Raw genomic sequence first — 21,872 nt, 5'->3', positions numbered from 1 at the left:
CGCCGTCACGTCCCGCCGGCACGGCAGCCAATGCGACCGCCACGGCGGCCGGCGGCGGCATGCCGCATCACCCGCGCCCCGCGCGCGGCATGTTCTCGCCAGAACTGGTCAAGCCGGCCATGATCGATGCGCTGCGCAAGCTCACGCCGCGTGCGCAGTTGCGCAATCCCGTGATGTTCGTGGTCTACGCGGGCAGCATCCTGACGACGATCCTGTTCCTGCGTGCATGGCTCGGCCACGCGCAGGGCAGCGAGTCCGCGGGCTTCATCCTGGCCGTTGCGGTCTGGTTGTGGTTCACGGTGCTGTTCGCCAACTTTGCCGAAGCCCTGGCCGAAGGCCGCAGCAAGCAGCAGGCCGCCGCGCTGCGCGGGCTCAAGACCACCACCATGGCGCGCGTGGTGCGCCCGGGCCGAGGCGATGCGCGCGCCGCCGGCGCCACCCAGCCGGTCATCGCCACCGACCTGCGGCGCGGCGACATCGTGCTGGTCGAAGCCGGCGAGATGATCCCCGGCGACGGCGAGGTCATCGAAGGCGTGGCCTCCGTCGATGAAAGCGCCATCACGGGAGAATCGGCGCCCGTGATCCGCGAATCGGGCGGCGATTTCTCGTCGGTGACCGGCGGCACGCGCGTGCTGTCCGACTGGATCGTGGTCCGCATCACGACCAATCCGGGCGAAAGCTTCATCGACCGCATGATCAGCATGGTCGAAGGTGCCAAGCGCCAGAAGACGCCGAACGAGCTGGCGCTGACGATCCTGCTGGTGGGCCTGACGCTGGTGCTGCTGCTGGCCACGGCCACGCTGCAGCCGTACTCGCTCTATGCGGTGCTGGTGACCAAGGCCGGCGTGCCGGTATCGGTGACGGTGCTGGTGGCGCTGCTCGTGTGCCTGATCCCGACCACCATCGGCGGCCTGCTGTCGGCCATCGGCGTGGCGGGCATGAGCCGCATGATGGAGGCGAACGTGATTGCCACGTCGGGCCGCGCGGTGGAGGCCGCCGGCGACGTCGACGTGCTGCTGCTGGACAAGACCGGCACGATCACCCACGGCAATCGCCAGGCCGCGCGCTTCCTCTGCGCCCCGGGCGTGAACGAGCGCCAGCTGGCGGAGGCCGCCTGGCTGTCGTCGCTGGCCGATGAAACGCCCGAGGGCCGCAGCATCGTCGCGCTGGTGCGCCAGCAACCGGGCGTGACCGCGCCGGAGATGGGCGCACGCGGACTGGCTGCCCCGGTCTTCGTGCCGTTCACCGCGCAGACGCGCATGAGCGGCGTCGATGTGGCACAAGGCAACGTCGTGCGCAGCGTGCGCAAGGGCGCGGCCGACGCGGTGCGTCGCTACGTGACCGAGCGCGCCGGCAAGTTCCCCGACGCCGTCATGCAGGCCGTGGACGATGTGGCGCGCGCCGGCAGCACGCCGCTGGTGGTGGCCGAGGCCATCTCCGAAGGCACCGAGGACAGCGTGCGCGTGCTGGGCGTGGTCGAGCTCAAGGACATCGTCAAGAGCGGCATCCGCGAGCGGTTCGGCGAGCTGCGCAAGATGGGCATCCGCACCGTGATGATCACCGGCGACAACCGCCTGACGGCGGCATCGATCGCGGCCGAGGCCGGCGTGGACGACTTCCTGGCCGAAGCCACGCCCGAGGCCAAGCTCGCGCTGATCCGGGAATACCAGGGGCAGGGCCGCCTGGTGGCGATGACCGGCGACGGCACCAACGACGCCCCGGCGCTGGCGCAGGCCGATGTGGCGGTCGCCATGAACAGCGGCACGCAGGCCGCGCGCGAGGCCGGCAACATGGTCGACCTGGACAGCAACCCGACCAAGCTGATCGAGATCGTCGAGATCGGCAAGCAGATGCTGATGACGCGCGGGTCGCTGACCACCTTCAGCGTGGCCAACGACGTGGCCAAGTATTTCGCGATCATCCCGGCCGCATTCGCCACCACGTATCCGCAGCTGAACCTGCTGAACGTGATGCACCTGTCCACGCCGGCGTCGGCCATCATGTCGGCCGTGATCTTCAACGCGCTGATCATCGTGGCGCTGATTCCGCTGGCGATGCGCGGCGTGGTGTACCGCCCGCTGGGCGCCGCCATCCTGCTGCGCCGCAACCTGTTGATCTACGGGCTGGGCGGCATCCTGGTGCCCTTTGCCGGCATCAAGCTGATCGACATGTTCCTGACGATGTTCGGCTGGATCTGAGTACGGAGAACTGCAATGCCTTCACAAGCCCAAATCAACCTGCCGGCCGAGCCGGCTCGCCAGACCGGCATGCTGCGCCCGGCGCTGACTGTGTTCGTCGGCCTGTCCATCGTCACCGGGCTGCTCTATCCGGGCGTGGTCACCGGCATCGCGCGCGCGGTGTTTCCGCACCAGGCCGCCGGGTCGCTGATCGTGCAGGATGGCAGGACGGTCGGCTCGGCGCTGATCGGCCAGCCGTTCTCGGACCCGAAGTACTTCTGGGGCCGCCTGTCGGCCACGGCGCCGATGCCGTACAACGGCGCGGCGTCGGTGGGCTCGAACCTGGGCCCGACCAATCCGGCGCTGACCGACGCGGCGACCGCGCGTATCGATGCGCTGCACGCCGCCGATCCCGATAACCGGGCGCCGGTGCCGGTGGACCTGGTCACGGCGTCGGGCAGCGGCCTCGACCCGCATATCAGCCCGGCCGCGGCGCAATACCAGGCGGCGCGCGTGGCGCGCCTGCGCGGCCTGCCGGAGGCGAAGGTCGAGGCGCTGATCGCGGCTAACACCGAGGGCCCGGGCCTGGCGGTGCTAGGGGAGCCAGCGGTGAACGTGCTCAAGTTGAATCTTGCGCTGGATGGGCTGAAATAGATTTCGTGGTGGTCGATGCGCTTGCCCTCGCCCCCGCCCCTCTCCCGCAGGGGGGAGAGGGGAGAACACCAGGGGCATATCGGATGCTGGTGGTTTGCTCACCTCTCCCGCGCGGGGGCGAAGGGCCGGGGGAGAGGGCCGGCGCATGCACACACCGCGAATGCCTGCGTGGCACAATCCACACACGATGACTGACGCCGCCCGCCCGGACCCCGACGCCCTGCTGCAACGCATGCAGGCGGACGGCGTGCGCGCCGCGCACGGCAAGCTGCGGGTCTACTTTGGTGCATCGGCCGGCGTGGGCAAGACCTTTGCCATGCTGGCGGCGGCCCGGGCCTTGCGTGAACAGGGCGTGGACGTGGTGATCGGCGTGGTCGAAACCCACGGCCGCGCCGAAACCGAATCGCTGGTGGACGGCCTGGAGCGCCTGCCGCTGCGCGACGTGCCCTATCGGGATCACGTGCTGCAGGAATTCGATCTCGATGGCGCACTGGCCCGCCACCCTGCGCTGGTACTCGTCGACGAACTGGCGCACTCCAACGCGGCGGGCAGCCGCCACCCCAAACGCTGGCAGGACATCCAGGAGCTGCAGGCTGCCGGCATCGACGTCTGGACCACGGTCAACGTCCAGCACCTGGACAGCCTGAACCAGGCCGTGGGCGGCATCACCGGCGTGCGCGTCTGGGAAACCGTGCCCGACGCCGTGTTCGACGGCGCCGACGAGGTGGTGCTGGTGGACCTGCCCGCCGACGAACTGCTGCGCCGGCTGCGCGAAGGCAAGGTGTACCTGCCTGACCAGGCGCGCCACGCGGCCCGGCATTTCTTCCGCAAGGGCAACCTGATCGCGCTGCGCGAACTGGCGCTGCGCCGTACCGCCGACCGCGTCGATGACGACGTGCGCGCCTACCGCCATGCCGAGGCGATCCAGCCGGTCTGGCGCACCCGCGAGGCCGTGCTGGCGTGCATTGGCACCGGCGACGATGCCGAACAGGTGGTGCGCAGCGCGCGGCGCCTGGCCAGCCAGCTCGACTGCGACTGGCACGTGGTCACCATCGCCACGCCCCGGCTGATGCCGCTGGCCGACCCCGTCCGCGTGCGCGTCCGCGCCGCCATGCAACTGGCCGAGGAACTGGGCGCCCGCACCGAAACGCTGGCCGGGCACGACATGGTCAGAGCGGTGGCCGGCTACGTGCGCCGCCACAACCTGACCAAGGTGCTGGTGGGGCGTGCCCGCAACGACTGGCGCGCCGAGGGCAGTCCGATCGATCAGGCGCGCATGTGGCTGGCGCGTGCGTTGTCGCCGGTGGTGGGCGCGGGCAACCGGCTGATCGGCCGGCAGACGTTTGCCGATGCGCTGGCGGCGGGCTGCCCGGAGATCGACGTGATCCGCGTGGCCGCCGACACCACGCGCGCCGATCTTCGGCCGCGCGCGCCGCAGATCGTCGCGCCCCATGACGATGCCGATGCGCAGGCCGCCATCGAGGCCCGCGCCGAACTGGCACGCACGCGCCGGCGCGACTACGCGTTCGCGGCGGTCTGGTGCGCCGGTGCCACGGTGCTGTCGATGCTGGCGCGCCCGTGGTTCGACCTCGTCAACATTGCGATGCTGTTCCTGGCGGGCGTGGTCGGCGTGGCCTTGCGCCATGGCCGGGGACCGGCGGCGCTGGCATCGGTGCTGGCGGTGGCGGCGTTCGATTTCTTCTTCGTGCCACCCCGGATGTCGTTCGCGGTCAGCGACGTGCAGTACCTGCTGACGTTCTTCGTATTGCTGACGGTGGGGCTGGTCATCGGGCAGCTCACGGCCGGCCTGCGCGAGCAGGCGCAGGTGGCCGTGCGGCGCGAAACCGATGCGCGCACGCTGTACGAACTGGCCCGCGAGCTGTCGGCCGCGCTGACCACCGATCAGGTGGTCGAGATCGGCAGCCGCTTCATGCGCGCCGCGTTCGAAGCCCATGTGACGTTCTTTCTGGTGTCCGAACAGGGCCGGCTGGTGCCGATGGCCGGAGGCGCGCCGGGCGGGCCTGGTGACAAGACCGACAGGACCGACAAGACCGACAAGGGAGAGGCCATCGACACGGTGCTGGCGCAATGGGTGTTCGACCACGGCCAGCCGGCCGGCACCGGCACCCATACGCTGCCGGGCAGCACGGTGCTGTACCTGCCGCTGAAGGCGCCGATGCAGACGCGCGGCGTGCTGGCCGTGGAGCCGCGCGCCTGGCACGCGCTGGCCGAGCCCGAGCTGCGACGTCAGGCCGATGTCTTCGCCACGCTGATCGCCATCGGCATCGAGCGGCTGCACTACGTGGAAGTGGCGCAGCGCGCGCTGGTGTCGATCGAATCGGAGCGGCTGCGCAGTTCGCTGCTGGCCGCCGTGTCGCACGACCTGCGCACGCCGCTGACCGGGCTGATCGGCATGGCCGAGACGCTGCAGCGCGCCACGCCGGCGCTGGCCGGCGACGTGGCCGAGACCGTGGAGGCCATGCGTGGGCAGGCGCTGCGCATGCGGACCATGGTGGTCAACCTGCTCGACATGGCCCGACTGCAGCAGCACGACGTGGCACTGCAGCGCGGCTGGCAATCGCTGGAGGAACTGGTGGGCGCGGCGCTCGCGTCGATGCGCGAGGCACTGAAGGCGCATCGCGTGCAGGTGGCCCGCCTTTCCGCGCTGCCGCTGGTGGAATGCGACGGCGTGCTGATGGAGCGCGTGCTGTGCAACCTTCTGGAAAACGCGGCCAAGTACACCGCGCCCGGCACGGTCGTGCGCATCCGTGGCGAGCTGCTCGACGACGAAGTGCGCCTGATCGTCGAGGACGAGGGCCCCGGCGTGGCGCCGGGCCAGGAGCGCCACATCTTCGAGAAATTCACGCGTGGCCAGCGCGAATCGGCCACCGCCGGCGTGGGCCTGGGGCTGGCCGTGTGCGACGCCATCATGCAGGCCCACGGCGGCCGCATCTGGGTGGAGCCGGCCGGCCCCGGCGCACGCTTCACGCTGGCACTGCCGCGCGGCAATCCTCCTGCCGTCGAGCCCGAGCCGCTCGACACCATCCTTCCTGATCCGCACTGAGATGCCATTCGATTATTCGCCGACCGTCTTGCTGGTCGAGGACGAACCCCATATCCGCCGCTTCGTGCGCGAATCGCTGCAGGCAGAGGGCTGTACCGTGCACGAGGCCGACACGCTCAAGCGCGGGCTGATCGATGCCGGCACGCGCCAGCCGGATATCGTGATCCTGGACCTGGGCCTGCCCGATGGCGACGGCATGACGCTGATCCGTGAAATGCGCACCTGGACGGAGGTGCCGGTGCTGGTGCTGTCGGCGCGTACCGACGAAGCCGACAAGATCGCGGCGCTGGATGCCGGCGCCGACGACTACCTGACCAAGCCGTTCGGCGTGGGCGAACTGGTGGCGCGCGTGCGCGTGCTGCTGCGCCGCCACGCCAGGACGAACCCGCAGGGCACGCCGCAGATCACGTTCGGCGATGTGCGCGTGGACATGGCCAACCGGCTGGTCACGCGCGGCGATGCGCAGGTGCATCTGACCCCCATCGAATACCGGCTGCTGGCGGTGCTGATCGCCCACCGCGGCAAGGTCATGACCCATCGCGAACTGCTGCGTGAGGTCTGGGGCCCGGCGCACTCGGAAAGCAGCCACTACCTTCGCGTCTACATGGGACACCTGCGCCACAAGCTGGAACCGGACCCCGCACAGCCCGTGCACCTGCTGACCGAGGTGGGGGTCGGATACCGGTTCGCCGGGTAGCCGCATCCGCGCGGTGCCGCGCCCCTAACCACAGGGCGCCCGGTCGCGCCATGGAACCGTCCTGGCCTACCAGATTCCATGGTGTCGCGCGTCGCAGTTTGAAAGGATTGAATCGCCATCCGTGGCAGCCATGGCGCGCACGCCGGCTGTCCGGAAGGCGTTTCCGAATCCGACATCTGGAGCGACGCAATGACACAAAACGTATCTCAGCAGGCGGCCGCGCTGGCCGCAGGCGTTCAGTACTTCCGCGCCAACAGCACCGGCCCCGACGCCAACGCCAGCGGTGGCAACGCGATTGCCATCGGGCAATCGGCCGCGGCCACGGTGGGCGATTCGATCGCCATCGGCAATACGGCGCTGGCCGACGGCGATCACAATACGCTGGCGATTGGCACCGGGGCCCACAGCGGCAGGAACTACAGCGCGGCGGTGGGCCGGGAGGCCACGGCCACTGCCGTGTGGTCGACGGCGTTCGGTGCGCGGAGTGCCGCAACCGCCGACAGCAGCACTGCGCTGGGCAGTTCCACCGTTGCATCGGCCGTGAACAGCACCGCCGTGGGCATCAAGGCCGCCGCCGTCGCCGAAAGCGCGACGGCATTCGGGCAGCTGGCCAATGCCACGGCGCCCTACAGCGTGGCCATTGGTGTGGGCAGCGTTGCCGGCGCCAGCGATGCCATCGCCATCGGCACGAAGGCCGGCGCGTCGGCCGCCAACTCCATCGCGCTGGGCCTGGCCGTGGTATCGGCCGTACGCGGCATCGCGATTGGCGATCAGAGCTATGTCAGCGGTTCGCAGGCCGTGGCGATCGGATCGAATTCCAGCGCCAGCGCCCTGTTTGCCGATGCGATCGGGGCGAACTCGCAAGCCACGCAGCCGGGTGCCGTCGCGCTGGGAGCCAGCTCGACCGCCACGGCGATCTTCAGCCTCGCACTGGGCAGCCAGGCGAAGGCCAACGTGGATTACGGCGTGGCGCTCGGCAACGAATCGGTTTGCGACCGTCCGCTGTCCGTGTCGGTCGGCCGCGCAGGCGTGCGGACCCGGCAGATCGTCAACGTGGCAGCCGGCACCGAAGGCACCGACGCGGTGAATCTTGACCAGCTCCGCCAGGAACTGGTCGCCATCAACCGCCAGATCGCCGCGCTGGCCACGCGGGTGTCGGCACTGGAAGACGCGGGCTGATCCTCGGGCTGCGTGCTGGCACCGCCTTGGCGGTCCATGGGGGTGCCAGCACGATCTCCCGCATTTATTCTGGGGAAGAATATTATTAGCCAAATATGTTTTCAACAAATCCTTCAAGAGAATAAGCGGCGCGCTGGATCGCCAACTACACTAAATCAACGTCCCGCTATCCAGCCCGTCAGCCCCGCCGGCCTTCGGAGTTCCACCATGCCCGCGTCCGTTACCTCGAAGATCCGTCTGGCCGTGCTGGTCCTCGCCGCAGTCGCCGGCTTCCATGCCCGTGCCGCCACCGAACCGCCCGCGCCGGCCCAGGCCCAGACGCGCGAAGCGGTCGCCGCCTATGAAGCCGGTCATTTCGATGCGGCGATCAAGGGTTTTGCCGATGCCGCCCAGAAGGGCAACCGGCTGGCCCAGTTCAACTACGCGATGATGCTGCTGCGTGGCGAAGGCACGACAGCCCGGCCGCAGGAAGCACTGGTCTGGCTGCGGCGCGCCGCCGACAACCAGATGACACATGCGCAGTACACATTGGGGGATCTGAACGAGCGCGGCGAACTGGTGCCGAAGTCGCTGGAGGAGGCCAACCGCTGGTATGAGCGCGCGGCGCAGGGCGGCCATATCCAGGCGCAGGTGGCGCTGGCCACCAACTACTTCACGGGGCGCGGCGTGCCGCTCGACTACGGCCGTGCGTTCAACTGGTACTCGAAGGCGGCCACCGCCGGCGACGGGGGGGCGCAGTACATCGTCGGCAGCTACTACGAGCGCGGCTACCCCGGCATCGTGGACAAGGATATCGAGCAGGCCAAGATCTGGTACGCCCGGGCGGCTTCGCACGGCGATCCCGGCGCGCTGGCCAAGCTGCGGTCGTTGCTGGAAGAGGGCCTGCGCGCGAAGAGTCAAATGTAGGCCGGCACGGTTGCCGGCCGCCGCCCGCTGGCAGGAACGGGCAGGCGGTACAAGTCTTGCTAAGCCTGACGCTACACACAACCCCGGGGGTCGCCAGTGGTCACGCACGTCGCGCTGAGTCATGTCACACACTACCGCTATGACCGTCCGGTGCAGTTGTCGCCGCAAGTCGTACGCCTGCGCCCGGCACCGCATTGCCGCACGCCGATCCTGTCCTACTCGCTGCGCATCGAACCGGTGCAGCATTTCGTCAACTGGCAGCAGGACCCGTTCTCCAACTACCTGGCCCGGCTGGTCATTCCGGAGCCGACCACGGAATTCCGCGTGACGGTGGACCTGATCGCCGAGATGGCGGTCTACAACCCGTTCGATTTCTTCCTGGAGCCGTCGGCCGAGAAGATTCCGTTTGCCTACGATGCCGGGTTGGCGCACGACCTGGCGCCCTACCTGGCGAAAGACCCGCTGACGCCGCGCCTGGCCGCCTTTGTCGACAGCATCGACCGCGCGCCGCGTGCCACGCTGGATTTCCTGGTGGACCTGAACCAGCGGCTGCAGCGCGAGATCCGCTACCTGATCCGCATGGAGCCGGGCGTGCAGTCGCCCGAGACCACGCTCGAAAACGCGTCGGGGTCGTGCCGCGACACCGGTTGGCTGCTTGTGCAGACGTTGCGGCATCTGGGGCTGGCCGCGCGCTTCGTGTCCGGCTACCTGCTGCAGTTGACCCCCGACGTGAAGGCCGTCGATGGCCCGGTGGGTGCCGAGGCGGATTTCACCGACCTGCACGCCTGGTGCGAGGTCTACCTGCCCGGCGCAGGCTGGATCGGGCTCGATCCCACATCGGGGCTGCTGGCCGGCGAAGGCCATATCCCGCTGGCCTGCACCCCGGAGCCCAGCAGCGCGGCACCGGTCAGCGGCGCGGTGGACGAGTGCGAGGTGACGTTCGCGCACCATATGTCGATCTCGCGGATCTACGAGTCACCGCGCGTGACCAAGCCCTACACCGATGCACAGTGGACGGCCATCGACGCGGCCGGCCTGGCCGTCGATCGCCAGTTGCAGGCGCTCGACGTGCGGCTGACGATGGGCGGCGAGCCCACCTTCGTCGCCGCGCGCGACCGTGACGGCGCCGAGTGGAACACCGATGCGCTGGGCCCCACCAAGCGCGGGCTGGCCACCGAACTGGTGCACAAGCTGCGTGCGCGCTACGGCGAGGGCGGCTTCCTGCATTTCGGACAGGGCAAGTGGTATCCCGGCGAACAGTTGCCGCGCTGGGCGCTGTCGATCTGCTGGCGCGCCGATGGGCAGCCTTGCTGGCAGGATCCGTCGCTGTTTGCGGACGAGCGCGAGCCCGACGCCTACACATCGGCCGATGCCCGGCGGTTTCTCGAAACGCTGACGCGGCGGCTAGGGCTGGAAGCCGACGCCATCACACCCGGCTACGAGGATGTCTGGTACTACCTGTGGCGCGAGCGCCGGCTGCCCGTCAACGTCGACCCGTTCGAGGCGAAGCTCGACGACGAACTGGAGCGCACGCGGCTGCGGCGCGTGTTCGACGCGGGGCTGTCCAGCGTCACCGGCTACGTGCTGCCGCTGGCGCCCGACGATCATGGCGGCTGGCTGACCGGCCGCTGGTTCGTGCGCGACGAACGCATGTACCTGCTGCCCGGCGATTCGCCGATGGGCTACCGGCTGCCGCTCGATTCGCTGCCGTGGGTGTCGAAGGCCGACTATCCGTGGCAATTCGAGCAGGATCCGTTCGCACCGCGCGCCCCGCTGCCGGCGGCGGCGCCGCTGCGCGCGCAGTCGCCGGCCGCCGCGTACAGCCCCGCGGCGATGGCCGCGCGCAGGGCCGAAGCGCGGGGCCAGCCGCGGCCGGGTGGCAAATCCGCCACGCAGGCCACGGCGCCCGCGCGGGGGGTATCGTCCAGCGACACCATCCGCACGGCAATCTGCGTGGAGGTTCGCCACCCGAGCCGCGCCGCCGGTCCCGCCGTCGAAGCGCAGTCGATGGATGACAAGCGCGGCATCCTCTATGTCTTCATGCCGCCATTGACCGTGCTGGAGGATTACCTGGCGCTGGTGGCCGAGGTGGAAGCCACCGCCGCCGAACTGGGCGTCAGGATCGTGATGGAAGGCTATCCGCCGCCGCGCGACCCCCGCCTGAAGCTGCTGCAGGTGACGCCCGATCCGGGCGTGATCGAGGTCAACATCCATCCGGCCGCCAACTGGCCGGAACTGGTGGACCACACCGACTACCTGTACCAGGCCGCGCACGAGACGCATCTGTCCACCGAGAAATTCATGCTCGACGGGCGCCACACCGGTACCGGCGGCGGCAACCACTTCGTGCTGGGCGGTGCCACGGCGGACGACAGCCCGTTCCTGCGCCGGCCCGACGTGCTGGCCAGCCTGATCGCGTACTGGCACAACCATCCGTCGCTGTCGTACCTGTTTTCGGGGCTGTTCATCGGCCCGACCAGCCAGGCGCCGCGCGTGGACGAGGCGCGCAACGACCAGGTCTACGAGCTGGATATCGCGTTCGACGAACTGCGCCGCCAGCTTGACCTGTGCGAGGTGGTCGGCAATGGCCAGGTGCCGCCCTGGCTGATCGACCGCATCCTGCGCAACCTGCTGGTCGACGTGACGGGCAACACGCACCGTTCGGAGTTCTGCATCGACAAGCTCTACTCGCCCGACGGGCCGACCGGCCGGCTGGGCCTGCTGGAACTTCGCGCGTTCGAGATGCCGCCCCACGCACGCATGAGCCTGGTGCAGCAACTGCTGCTGCGGGCGATGGTGGCACGCTTCTGGCGCACGCCGTACACCGCGCGGCTGACGCGCTGGGGCACGGCGCTGCACGACCGCTTCATGCTCGGCACCTTCGTGGAAATGGATTTCGACGATGTGCTGGCCGAAATGCGCGCCGCCGGCTTTGTCTTCGAGTCGAGCTGGTTCGCGCCGCACTTCGAGTTCCGCTTCCCGCGCGTGGGCGAGATCGACGTGGCCGGGCTGTCGCTGACGCTGCGCACCGCGCTGGAGCCATGGCATGTGATGGGCGAGGAGGGGGCGCCCGGCGGCAACGTGCGCTATGTCGATTCGTCGGTGGAGCGCATCGAGGTGAGCGTGCTGGGCATGAACGACAACCGGCATGTGGTGACGGTCAACGGGCAGACCATTCCGCTGCAGCCTACCGGGCGGGCCGGCGAGTACGTGGCCGGGGTGCGCTATCGCGCCTGGGCGCCGCCGTCGTCGCTGCATCCGACCATCCCGTCGCACGCGCCGCTGACCTTCGACGTGGTGGATACGTGGATGGACCGCAGCCTGGGCGGCTGTCAGTATCATGTTTCGCACCCGGGCGGCCGTAATTACCAGACATTCCCGGTCAATGCGTACGAGGCGGAAAGCCGGCGCCTGGCACGGTTTTTCGCGATCGGGCATACGCCGGGGCGGTCCGTGGCGCCGCCGCCACGCCGCAGCCTGGAATTTCCGTTCACGCTGGACCTGCGCGACATTGCCTAGCGCATCTGGCGCGCCCGCCCACAGGAGAACCGTCAGCCGTGCCGTTGCAGTCGTCGCTGCCTTTCGATGGATCGGATATTGCCGACGCGCCGGCCGCCCTGGCGGGCCGGCTGGCGCTGCCCGTGCCGGACGGCCATCGCGACGAATTGCGGCTGCCCGACGGCACGCTGCGCGAACCGTGGGCGCGCTTCTTCGGCATCCTCGACGACCTGCGCCCCGCCGCGCTGAATGCCCATGCGGCGGCCGTGTCGCGCCGCATCCGCGACAACGGCGTGACGTACAACGTCTACGCCGACCAGGGCGGCGCGCGGGCCTGGCAGCTGGAGGTCTTTCCGTTCCTGGTGTCCGAAGCCGACTGGGCGGTGATCGAGGCCGGCGTCACGCAACGGGCGACGCTGGCCAACGCCATCCTGGCCGATATCTATGGGCCGCAGACGCTGCTCCGGCGCGGGCTGCTGCCGCCGGGGCTGGTCTACGGGCATCCCGGCTACCTGCGCCCGCTCAAGGGCTACCAGCCGCCGGGCGGCAGCTTCCTGCAGACCGTCGCGGTAGACCTGGTGCACACCGACAACGGCTGGACGGTCATCGCGCATCGCACCGAGACGCCTTCGGGCATGGGCTACGCGCTGGAAAACCGGCTGATCGTTTCAGGCCAGTATGCCGAGGCGTTCCGCGAACTGCGCGTGCGGCGCCTGCCGCCGACCTTCTCGCAGTTGATCTCGACGCTGGCGCACGCGGCACCGGCGGGCCCGGCTGAAGAGGGCGCCGGCGCCGGCGCCGGCACGGGCGCGGGGCGCCAGATCGTGCTGCTGTCGCCGGGGCCGTTCAACGAGACCTACTTCGAGCACACGTTCCTGGCGCGCTACCTCGGCATCACGCTGGTGGAAGGCAAGGACCTGACCGTGCGCAACGACGTGGTGTACCTGAAGACATTCGGCGGGCTGGAACGCGTGGATGTGATCCTGCGGCGCCTTGACGATGTGTTCTGCGATCCGCTGGAACTGCGCAGCGATTCGATGCTCGGCGTGCCGGGCCTGCTCGAAGCGATGCGCGCGGGCAACGTGGCGGTGTCGAACGTGCCGGGATCCGGCTTCCTGGAGTCGCCTGCGATTCACGGCTTCCTGCCCGGCATCGCGCAGGCCTTGCTGGACGAGCCGCTGGTGCTGCCATCGGTCATGAGCTGGTGGTGCGGCGAGGCCGCCGCGCAGGAAGAGGCGCTGCGGCTGCTCGACGAAGCGTTCGTGATGCCCACCTATCCACGCACGCCCGCCGATGCGCTGCTCGGCATGGAAAAGGGGCTGCAGCCGCTCGATGCATGGCGCGCCCGCATCGCCGAAACGCCAGATCGCTTCACGCTGCAGGCGCCGTTGCCGCTTTCGCACACGCCTTGCTGGGAGCCCGACGACAAGGGCGGCGGACGGATCGGTTCGCGCGCGGCCATGCTGCGCGTGTTCGCGGTTGCCGATGGCAATGGCGGCTGGCAGGTCATGCCGGGCGGCTTCACGCGGCTCGCACCGCCCCATCTGGAAGCGGTATCGATGCAGCTGGGCGGCACCAGCGCCGACACCTGGGTGCTGTCGAACCAGCCGGTGCAGGGGTTGATGCCGACGTCGGCCAGCCATGCGCGCCGCGGGTCGGTATCGGCGCCGTCACCGCGTACCGCGCTGCCGTCGCTGGGCACGGTGGCGGTGACGCGGCCGCTGGCCGTATCGAGCCGCGCGGCCGAGAACCTGTTCTGGGCCGGCCGCTATGCCGAGCGCGCCGAAAACGTCGTGCGCGTGTGCCGCCAGATACTCGGCTCGATCGAATCGAACGACGAGACCGACGACGGCACGCTGAACATGCTGGGCCTGCTGGCGCAGTGGTTCGGGCTGGTGGCGCCGCACACGCCGTCGCCGCAGGCGTCGCTGCGCGTGTTCGAACGCAGCCTGGTCTCCACGCTGGCCGATCCGAACGCGGCGACGGGCCTGATGCCGACGCTGGCCAGCCACGCGCGCGCCGCCAACGAGATCCGCAACCGGTTGTCGAACGATCACTGGCGCACCATCCTGGCCGCGCGCAACGACTTCCAGGACGCGATGGCGGATGCCGCCTGCCCGTCCGGCACGGTGGGCCACGGCGAGGGGGCCTACGACCGCTCGAAGGTGCTGGCCGCGCTGGAGCATCTGGCGATGCAGCTGGGCGCGATCAGCGGCGCGCAGGGCGACCGCATGACGCGCGACGAAGCGTGGCGGCTGGTCTTCATCGGCCGTCACATCGAACGGCTCGGCACGCTGGCGCTGTTCCTGGAGCTGGCGGAAGGCAGCGGCGCGCTGGCGTCGCGCAGCGGCTTCGACATGCTGCTGCACCTGTTCGACAGCACGCTGACCTACCGCTCGCTGTTCCCGGGGCGTAGCGACGTGGCGGCACTGGTCGACCTGCTGGTGCTGGAGACGACCAATCCGCGCGGCCTCTACGGCGTGCTGGACCGCCTGCGCGACAAGCTCGCGCAACTGCCCACCGGCGCCACCGGCCAGACGCGCGTGCCGCTGGCCGAACTGCTGCCGCCGGCAACCGCGCTGCCGTCGCGCTCGCTGCTGTGCGAACGCGACAGGGACCGCTACCCCAAGCTCGCGGCGCTGTGCGACCAGCTTGGCGGGCGCATGGCAAAGCTGTCCGACGAAATCGGCGGCCGCTACTTCAGCCATGCCGGCGTGGCGCCGGAGACGGACCTGCCATGAGCGGCCAGCCGGACGGTTCCCAGGCGGAGGCCGGGCCGCGCGAACCGGCCCAGGCTCCCGGGCCCGTGCCCGTCACGCCGCCGGCCCCGCCCACCACGCTCGACGTGCACCACGTCACCACCTACCAGTACGTCTGGCCGGTGGAACATGCGCAGCAGCGTGCCGTGGTGACGCCGCCGTCGTACCCGTGGCAGGCCGTGAGCGCACACCGGACCGATGTGGAGCCGGCGCCAACGCACCAGCACATGCGTACCGATGCGTTCGGCAACAACGTGCTGCATTTCATGCTCGATGTGCCGCACGAGACGATGCGCCTGACCACCCGCAGCACGGTCACGCTGACGCCACGCTGGGCCGGGTTCGATGCGGCGCGGGGCACGCCATGGGAAGAGGCGGCACAGCAACTGCGCTACCACGCCGGCCAGCCGTTCCATCCCGAGACGGAATTCGTCTACGCATCGCCGAACGTGGCGCTGCACGCTGACCTGCGCGACTACGCGCTGCAGAGCTTCACTGCCGGTGTGACGGTGGCGGCTGGCGCCATCGACCTGATGCATCGCATCCACGCCGACTTCGAGTACCACGGCGAGACCACCGAAGTGCATACGCCCGCGCTGGAGGCGTTTGCGCTGCGCAGCGGCGTGTGCCAGGACTTCGCGCAGGTGATGATCGGCTGCCTGCGCTCGATCGGCCTGGCCGCGCGCTATGTCAGCGGCTACCTGTGCACCGATCCGCCGCCGGGCGAGCCGCGCCTGCTCGGTGCGGATGCCTCGCACGCGTGGGCCGGCGTCTGGTGTCCGGCCAACGGCTGGATCGACCTCGATCCCACCAACGACGTGCTGGCCGACACGCGCCACGTGACCCTGGCCATCGCGCGCGACTACAGCGACGTGCCGCTGCTGCATGGCGTGATCGTCGGCGGCGGCGAGCATACGGTGGAGGTGGAAGTCAGCGTGGTGCCGGTGGCCGGGGACGCCTAGGCGGTTCTCCTGTCGGCTTCGGACGGGCGACGCGCACCGCTCGCCGCGCGGATTCCCGATGGATCATCTTCCTGTCATTCGAATCCATTGTCCGGTGCATGGCCATCGGCAACGATGGGCTGGGCCGTGGGCGGTGCCGATGCCGGACACCGGCACCCGAGCGGCTTTCTCCAGGCCAAACGATTGGGAGTTCGACATGACACAGCAGCAACAGGAAGCCGCGCTGGCGCAAGGCGCGGATTCGCCCGAAGCGGGCGCTCAGGCTGGCGGTGAGGCACGCGATAAGGCGCGCGATGAGGCGCACGATAAGGCGCGCGGTGAAGGGGGCGTGCAGGCCGCCGCGGGTATCACGTATTTCCGTGCGAACACGGATGGAACCGATGGCTCTCCCACGGGGGGCAACGCGATTACGGTGGGCCCGAACGGCATCGCATCGGGCAGGAACGCCCTGGCCATCGGCAACGCGGCGCAGGCAACGGGCGGTTACGATGCGATGGCGATGGGCTGGGACGCGCGGTCCACGGCCCAGAGCACGATCGCCTTTGGTGCGGGGACGCGCGCCACTGCCCATCGCGCGCTCGCGATTGGCGAAAGTTCGAACGCCAGCGCGCTTCAGTCCATCGCCTTCGGGGCCAGCAGCATGGCCATGGGAGAACTTAGCGTCGCGCTGGGCTACGGAAGCGTTGCCGAGGCAGATGGGACGGTCTCGGTCGGCACCGACGAGTTCAAGCGCACCATTGTCAACGTTGCACCCGGCGAGGTGTCGGAAAGCAGCACCGACGCCATCAACGGCAGCCAGCTCTACGCGGCACTTGGCGGCGGCAGCAGCGTGGCCGATCTCCAGTATTTCCACGCCAACAGTTCGAAGCCGGACGGCGCGGCCACCGGCAGCGACGCCATCGCGGTCGGGCCGCTGGCCGATGCATCCGGCAGCGGTGGGCTGGCGCTCGGCCTGGAAGCGGTGGCAAACGGGCAACATTCGACGGCGTTGGGCAGCAATGCCGCCAGCGTCGCGGACTGGGCGCAGGCCATCGGCAGCCGGTCGGTGGCGGTTGGCGCTGGCGATGTGGCGGTCGGTGTCAACACGCAGGCCAATGGCGACGGCACGGCCGCGCTCGCGGTGGGGACCGGCGCCAACGCGGGCGGCGCCGGGGCGGTGGCGATCGGCCACCAGGCCAGTGTATCGGCGGCGGACAGCGTGGCCATCGGGAACGGCAGCGTGGCGCTCCGCGAGGGCACGGTATCGGTCGGCACGCTGCTCAAGCCGCGCCGCATCGTGCATGTCATGAAGGGCGAACTCGATTCGGACGCCGCCACGGTGGGCCAGCTCAAGGACGCCGGGCTGAACCTGAATGCGGCCGGCGAGGTGTCCAACGCGTTCGTGGCCTATGACGACGCCACGCTGGGCCGCGTAACGCTGGCCAACACGCTGGTCACGAGCCTGGTGCCCGGTGAACTGACCGAGGCCAGCCAGGATGCGGTGACAGGCGCGCAGTTGTTCGCCACCAACCAGCAGCTCGGCCAAGCGCTCGACGCACTGAGCCAGATCAATACGGCGGTAGAAGACATCACGGGCGGCGACGCCGGGGTGAAGTACTTCCACGTCGACTCGACCGCTTCGGATGCCGATGCCAGCGGCACCAATGCGCTGGCCATCGGCCCGAATGCCTCGGCGAAGAGCACCGGGGCGGTGGCCGTGGGCGACGCCGCCGCGGTGACAGGGGCGGGAGGGCTGGCGCTGGGCGCAGGGGCCAGTGTCTCCGGCTCGTACAGCGTGGCGCTGGGGCAGGGCAGCGTGGCGGACCGGCCGAACACCGTGTCGGTGGGCGCAGCCGACGCACGGCGCCGCATCGTCAACGTGGAAGCGGGCGTGGCGGACAGTGATGCGGTCACGGTCGGGCAGCTGCGCACGGCCGGGCTGGACGTGAACGTGTCGGGGAACGTCGGCAACGCGTTCCTGGCCTACGACGACGACTCGAAGGCCCGTGCCACGCTCGACAACACGCTGGTGACAGGGCTGCGCGCGGCCAGCCTGTCCCAGCTGAGCACCGATGCAGTGACGGGCGGCCAGCTGTTCCAGACCAACGCCAAGGTGACGAAGAACGCGCAGGACATCGCCGATCTTGCCCAGACCGTGGGCGGCATCAGCACCGGCGATGCGGACCTGAAGTACGTGCAGGTGAAATCCACCGGTGCGGGCGCAACGGCCAGCGGCAGCAATGCCATCGCCATCGGCCCGCTGGCCACGGCCAAGGGCGGCGGCAGCATCGTCCTGGGCGATGGCGCCACCATGGCCAGCACCGGCAGCGGCATCGTGATGGGCCGCAGCGCGCGCATCGAGACAGGCGCGGGCGGCGAGGGGTCGATTGCGCTGGGCAATGCCGTGTATGTATCGGCCAACAACGCGGTGGTCATCGGCGCCGCGGCATCGGCGTCGAAGGCCGACAATGTGGCGATTGGCGGATCGGCAACGGCTTCGGGCTCCACGTCGGTGGTGGTGGGCGCCAATGCCATGGCTTCGGTGACGAACGGGGTGGCGCTCGGCGCGAAGTCCAACTGCGACCGCGCCAAGTCGGTGTCGGTCGGCAGCGCCAGCCTGCAGCGGCAGATCATCCACGTGGCAGCGGGGACGTCATCGACCGATGCCGTCAACGTCGGCCAGCTCACCGCCATGCTGGCGGAGCGCGACGCGTTGCTGGAGCGCCTGCAGGCGCGCCTGGCCGCGCTGGAATCCGCATGATCGATACGGCCCGCTGATCGGGGCGAAAAAAACGGCCACGTTCTTATGACGTGGCCGTTTCTTTAGAACAGGATCGGATCAGCGATCAGCCCAGCTTCTTCTTCAGCAGTTCATTGACCTGGGCCGGGTTGGCCTTGCCCTTGGTGGCCTTCATGGCCTGGCCCACCAGGGCGTTGAACGCCTTTTCCTTGCCGGCGCGGAATTCCTCGACCGACCTGGCGTTGGCGGCCAGCACATCGTCGATGATCTTTTCCAGCTCGCCCGTGTCGGACATCTGCTTCAGGCCCTTGGCCGCGATGATCGCGTCGGCGTCGCCGTCCGATTCGCCGGCCCACATCGCCGGGAACACATCCTTCTTGGCCGTGTTGTTCGACACCGTGCCATCGACAATGCGAGATAGCAGTTTCGCCAGTTGAGCGGGGCTCACCGGCGCGGCGTCGATGGTGATGCCGTCGCGGTTCAGTTGCGATGCGATCTCGCCCATCAGCCAGTTGGCGGCCGGCTTGGCACTCGCGGCACCCACTTCCTTGACCACGGCCTCGAAGTAGCTGGCCAGGGCCTTGGTCGCGGTGAGGGTGCTCGCATCGTAGGCCGACAGCCCGTATTGCGACACAAAGCGTGCCTGCATGGCGGCCGGCAGCTCGGGCAGCGCGGCCTTCACGCGATCGATCCAGGCCGCGTCGATTTCCAGCGGCATCAGGTCCGGATCGGGGAAGTAGCGGTAGTCGTGCGCGTCTTCCTTGGTACGCATCGCGCGCGTCTCGCCGGTGTCCGGGTCGAAAAGCACGGTGGCCTGGACGATGTCGCGGCCATCCTCGATTTCAGCAATCTGCCATTGCACTTCGTAGTCGATGGCCTGCTGCAGGAAGCGGAACGAGTTCAGGTTCTTGATCTCGCGGCGCGTGCCGAATTTTTCCTGACCCACCGGGCGCACGGACACGTTGGCGTCGCAGCGGAAGCTGCCTTCCTGCATGTTGCCGTCGCAGATGCCCAGCCACACCACCAGCGAATGCAGTGCCTTCGCATAGGCCACGGCTTCGGCCGAACTGCGCATGTCGGGCTCGGTCACGATTTCCAGCAGCGGCGTGCCGGCACGGTTCAGGTCGATGCCGGTCATGCCCGCGAAGTCCTCGTGCAGCGACTTGCCGGCGTCTTCTTCCAGGTGGGCGCGCGTCAGGTTGATGGTCTTCTCGTAGACGCCCTGCTTGCCTTCCACCTGCACCGTGATCTGGCCGCCCTGCACCACCGGAATCTCGTACTGGCTGATCTGGTAGCCCTTCGGCAGGTCGGGGTAGAAGTAATTCTTGCGCGCGAAGATGCTGCGCGGCGCGATCTTCGCGTCGATCGACAGGCCGAACTGGATGGCGCGCTCGACGGCACCCTTGTTCAGCACGGGCAGCACGCCCGGCAGCGCCAGGTCCACCGGGGAGGCCTGCGTATTGGCCTCGGCACCGAACGCGGTGGAGGCGCCGGAGAAAATCTTGGAGGCCGTGGAGAGCTGTGCGTGCGTCTCCAGGCCGATCACCACTTCCCATTGCATGGCGGTTTTCCTAATCTGAGTGCTTTCTGTATATGTTGCTTCGGTTGCCGAAATCCAGGCCCTGCGCCGTCTGTGTCGTCAGGGATCGGAACTCGTCAGCCATGAATCGAGTTGGGCCAGCGCGGCCACGCGCGCCACGGCGTCGCCGCCGACGGTGACCCCCGAGCCATTGCGGGCCGCGATGTCGCGCCGCACGTGCAGCTCGCTCGTGCCGTCGAAGCCATGGTACGCGCCCGGATAGATTTCCAGGCGGAAGCGGGCCTTGGGCTGCCGGCTTTGCACGGCGTTCTGCAGCATCGCGCAGCGCGTGGCGGGCGTCCAGTCGTCCGCACCGCCGATCATCAGCAGCAACGGCGAGCGCAGCCGGAAATCGTGCTGCTGCACGGCGCGCTTGCAGCCCGGATAGAACGCCACGGCGCGGTCCACGTTCGGCGCATCGGCGGGCCAGGGCCGGCTGGCGTCGATGGTGGCCAGCACCGCCTGCGCGCCGTTGGACCAGCCCAGCAGCACGATGCGGCGCGTGTCGATGCCCGGCTGCCTTGCCACCCAGCGCAGTGCGGCGATGGCGTCGGCACGGCGTGTCTTGTCGTCGATGGACCGGGCGTCGAGCGATTCCGTGCAGAGGCCTTGTGCCTTGCCCCGGGGGCTGAAACTGTCCGGCATCAGCACGGCGTAGCCGCGCTCGGTCAGCCAGTGCGCGTATTCGCGATAGCGGCCCTGCAGGCCGGCCGCCGGGTCGATCACTTCCTCGATCGTACCGGCGCGCCTGGCCGCCACCTTCATGTCGACCAGGCCGCCGCACCCGTGCAGCGCCACCACCACGGGCAACGGCTGGCTGCGGGCCACGGTGCCCTCGCGCGGCATGAACCAGTAGGCGGTCAGTGCCGGCGACCCCGGATCGGCGGGCAGCCGCACCCGCGCGGTGGCGGGCTCGGTCGCGGTGGCCGGCGCCGCCACGGCGGCTGCGCTGGCCGGGGCGACCGGGGCGGTCAAGGGCGCCAGCGGCGACAGCGGCGCCATCGACACCGCCGGCTGGGCCGGTGCGGTCGGCATCAGCGCCGTCACCACGGCCACGCCAGCCAGCGTCCCGCGCAGCCAGCGGCCCACCGTGGTCGGAACCAGCGGCGGGGCCTTCGGCGGCAAGGTGGGCGGGAACAGGCGAGGCATGGTCGATCGACGAATTCAGCCGGGGCTCAGCGCGTGCGCGCGCATTCGCCGGTGCCCGGTTCGAACATCACGGGCCACGCCTCTTCATAAATGCCGGGCGTGCAGTGCGACTGGCAGCTTGCGTGCGCCAGCGTGACGCGGCGCGGGTCCTGCCAGACCATCAGCTTGCAGGCGCTGCCGTCGTTGGCGCGCAGCTCGATGTGCGGCGTCTTGCGCACCTGGCGGAAATCGGCCAGGTTGAAGCTGCACGAGCCACGCTTGCCCACCCACAGCTTCCACTGCAGCTGCTGCACGGTGTTGTCGGCCACGCGCAGTTGCGCGTCCTCGCGGAAGCCGTCTTCCTCGGTGCGCTGGCAGTTGCCGGCCAGGTCGATGTCGCGCGCCGCGATGGGCGTGGAGCGGCCAGCGAACGGAATCTGGCAGCCGGCCAGCGTCACGGCCACCGCCAGGGCGGCGGCCAGTCTCAGCGGGATGCGGGGCAGGGCGTGCATGCGCATGATGGCGTCGGCGGTTGGCGGTTGGCGGTTAG

The 21,872-nt window shown here is 69.4% G+C and carries 13 protein-coding genes; 10 read left to right on the top strand and 3 right to left on the bottom strand.

Annotation, left to right across the window (positions count from 1 at the left end):
- Window positions 1-89 precede the first annotated feature (89 nt).
- The 10 genes from kdpB (at window position 90) to BLQ58_RS16995 (ending at window position 18,636) form a co-directional block, all read left to right on the top strand.
- Complete coding sequence (gene kdpB, locus BLQ58_RS17040) at window positions 90-2,198, top strand: potassium-transporting ATPase subunit KdpB (protein WP_254776004.1); 2,109 nt, start codon at window positions 90-92, stop codon at window positions 2,196-2,198.
- Window positions 2,199-2,213: 15 nt separating this feature from the next.
- Complete coding sequence (gene kdpC / locus BLQ58_RS17035; protein ID WP_092600429.1) at window positions 2,214-2,831, top strand: potassium-transporting ATPase subunit KdpC; 618 nt, start codon at window positions 2,214-2,216, stop codon at window positions 2,829-2,831.
- 145 nt (window positions 2,832-2,976) lie between these two features.
- Complete coding sequence (locus BLQ58_RS17030) at window positions 2,977-5,895, top strand: sensor histidine kinase (RefSeq protein ID WP_092600427.1); 2,919 nt, start codon at window positions 2,977-2,979, stop codon at window positions 5,893-5,895.
- 1 nt (window position 5,896) lies between these two features.
- The gene (kdpE, locus tag BLQ58_RS17025; protein WP_092600425.1) at window positions 5,897-6,592 is read left to right on the top strand and encodes a two-component system response regulator KdpE; all 696 of its coding nucleotides are present in this window, start codon (window positions 5,897-5,899) and stop codon (window positions 6,590-6,592) included.
- Window positions 6,593-6,781: 189 nt separating this feature from the next.
- Window positions 6,782-7,771, top strand: a complete 990-nt coding sequence (locus BLQ58_RS17020; RefSeq protein WP_092600423.1) for a YadA family autotransporter adhesin — start codon at window positions 6,782-6,784, stop codon at window positions 7,769-7,771.
- Between the two features lie 207 nt (window positions 7,772-7,978).
- On the top strand, window positions 7,979-8,677 hold the full coding sequence (locus BLQ58_RS17015; RefSeq protein ID WP_092600421.1) for a tetratricopeptide repeat protein: 699 nt from the start codon (window positions 7,979-7,981) through the stop codon (window positions 8,675-8,677).
- A 96-nt stretch (window positions 8,678-8,773) separates the two neighbouring features.
- Window positions 8,774-12,196, top strand: coding sequence for a transglutaminase family protein (locus BLQ58_RS17010; protein WP_092600419.1), 3,423 nt, complete (start codon window positions 8,774-8,776; stop codon window positions 12,194-12,196).
- A 38-nt stretch (window positions 12,197-12,234) separates the two neighbouring features.
- Window positions 12,235-14,916: a circularly permuted type 2 ATP-grasp protein gene (locus tag BLQ58_RS17005; protein WP_092600417.1), complete on the top strand. Its 2,682-nt coding sequence runs from the start codon at window positions 12,235-12,237 to the stop codon at window positions 14,914-14,916.
- Window positions 14,913-15,896 carry a transglutaminase family protein gene (locus BLQ58_RS17000; RefSeq protein WP_092600415.1) on the top strand — a complete coding sequence of 328 codons (984 nt, stop codon included), beginning with the start codon at window positions 14,913-14,915 and terminating at the stop codon, window positions 15,894-15,896. Before BLQ58_RS17005 ends, BLQ58_RS17000 begins: the two co-directional genes overlap by 4 nt.
- A gap of 196 nt (window positions 15,897-16,092) precedes the next feature.
- Entirely contained in the window at window positions 16,093-18,636 is a 2,544-nt protein-coding gene (locus tag BLQ58_RS16995; protein WP_175459938.1) for a hypothetical protein, read from the top strand.
- A gap of 85 nt (window positions 18,637-18,721) precedes the next feature.
- On the opposite strand, the gene gatB is transcribed toward BLQ58_RS16995, so the two are convergent.
- The 3 genes from gatB to BLQ58_RS16980 all read right to left on the bottom strand — a co-directional run bounded on the left by gatB (window position 18,722) and on the right by BLQ58_RS16980 (window position 21,840).
- Entirely contained in the window at window positions 18,722-20,191 is a 1,470-nt protein-coding gene (gene gatB, locus BLQ58_RS16990; RefSeq protein ID WP_302847650.1) for an Asp-tRNA(Asn)/Glu-tRNA(Gln) amidotransferase subunit GatB, read from the bottom strand.
- A 63-nt stretch (window positions 20,192-20,254) separates the two neighbouring features.
- Window positions 20,255-21,229: a dienelactone hydrolase family protein gene (locus BLQ58_RS16985; protein WP_254776003.1), complete on the bottom strand. Its 975-nt coding sequence runs from the start codon at window positions 21,227-21,229 to the stop codon at window positions 20,255-20,257.
- Window positions 21,230-21,369: 140 nt separating this feature from the next.
- A complete protein-coding gene (locus BLQ58_RS16980) occupies window positions 21,370-21,840 on the bottom strand; it encodes a hypothetical protein (protein WP_092600407.1) in 471 nt (156 codons plus the stop codon).
- Between the last annotated feature and the right edge of the window lie 32 nt (window positions 21,841-21,872).

It is taken from the genome of Ralstonia sp. 25mfcol4.1 (assembly GCF_900104095.1).
Lineage (GTDB): Bacteria > Pseudomonadota > Gammaproteobacteria > Burkholderiales > Burkholderiaceae > Cupriavidus.
Note: the sequence above shows the minus strand (reverse complement) of the source record. Positions and strands in the feature narration are given on the sequence as shown.

Excerpts from the sequence above, each read along its gene's own strand:
- kdpE (WP_092600425.1), top strand. The coding sequence starts at position 5,897 with ATGCCATTCGATTATTCGCCGACCGTCTTGCTGGTCGAGGACGAACCC.
- kdpB (WP_254776004.1), top strand. The coding sequence starts at position 90 with ATGTTCTCGCCAGAACTGGTCAAGCCGGCCATGATCGATGCGCTGCGC.
- BLQ58_RS17030 (WP_092600427.1), top strand. The coding sequence starts at position 2,977 with ATGCACACACCGCGAATGCCTGCGTGGCACAATCCACACACGATGACT.
- BLQ58_RS17015 (WP_092600421.1), top strand. The coding sequence starts at position 7,979 with ATGCCCGCGTCCGTTACCTCGAAGATCCGTCTGGCCGTGCTGGTCCTC.
- kdpC (WP_092600429.1), top strand. The coding sequence starts at position 2,214 with ATGCCTTCACAAGCCCAAATCAACCTGCCGGCCGAGCCGGCTCGCCAG.
- BLQ58_RS16980 (WP_092600407.1), bottom strand. The coding sequence starts at position 21,840 with ATGCGCATGCACGCCCTGCCCCGCATCCCGCTGAGACTGGCCGCCGCC.
- BLQ58_RS16995 (WP_175459938.1), top strand. The coding sequence starts at position 16,093 with ATGACACAGCAGCAACAGGAAGCCGCGCTGGCGCAAGGCGCGGATTCG.
- BLQ58_RS16985 (WP_254776003.1), bottom strand. The coding sequence starts at position 21,229 with ATGCCGACCGCACCGGCCCAGCCGGCGGTGTCGATGGCGCCGCTGTCG.
- BLQ58_RS17020 (WP_092600423.1), top strand. The coding sequence starts at position 6,782 with ATGACACAAAACGTATCTCAGCAGGCGGCCGCGCTGGCCGCAGGCGTT.
- BLQ58_RS17000 (WP_092600415.1), top strand. The coding sequence starts at position 14,913 with ATGAGCGGCCAGCCGGACGGTTCCCAGGCGGAGGCCGGGCCGCGCGAA.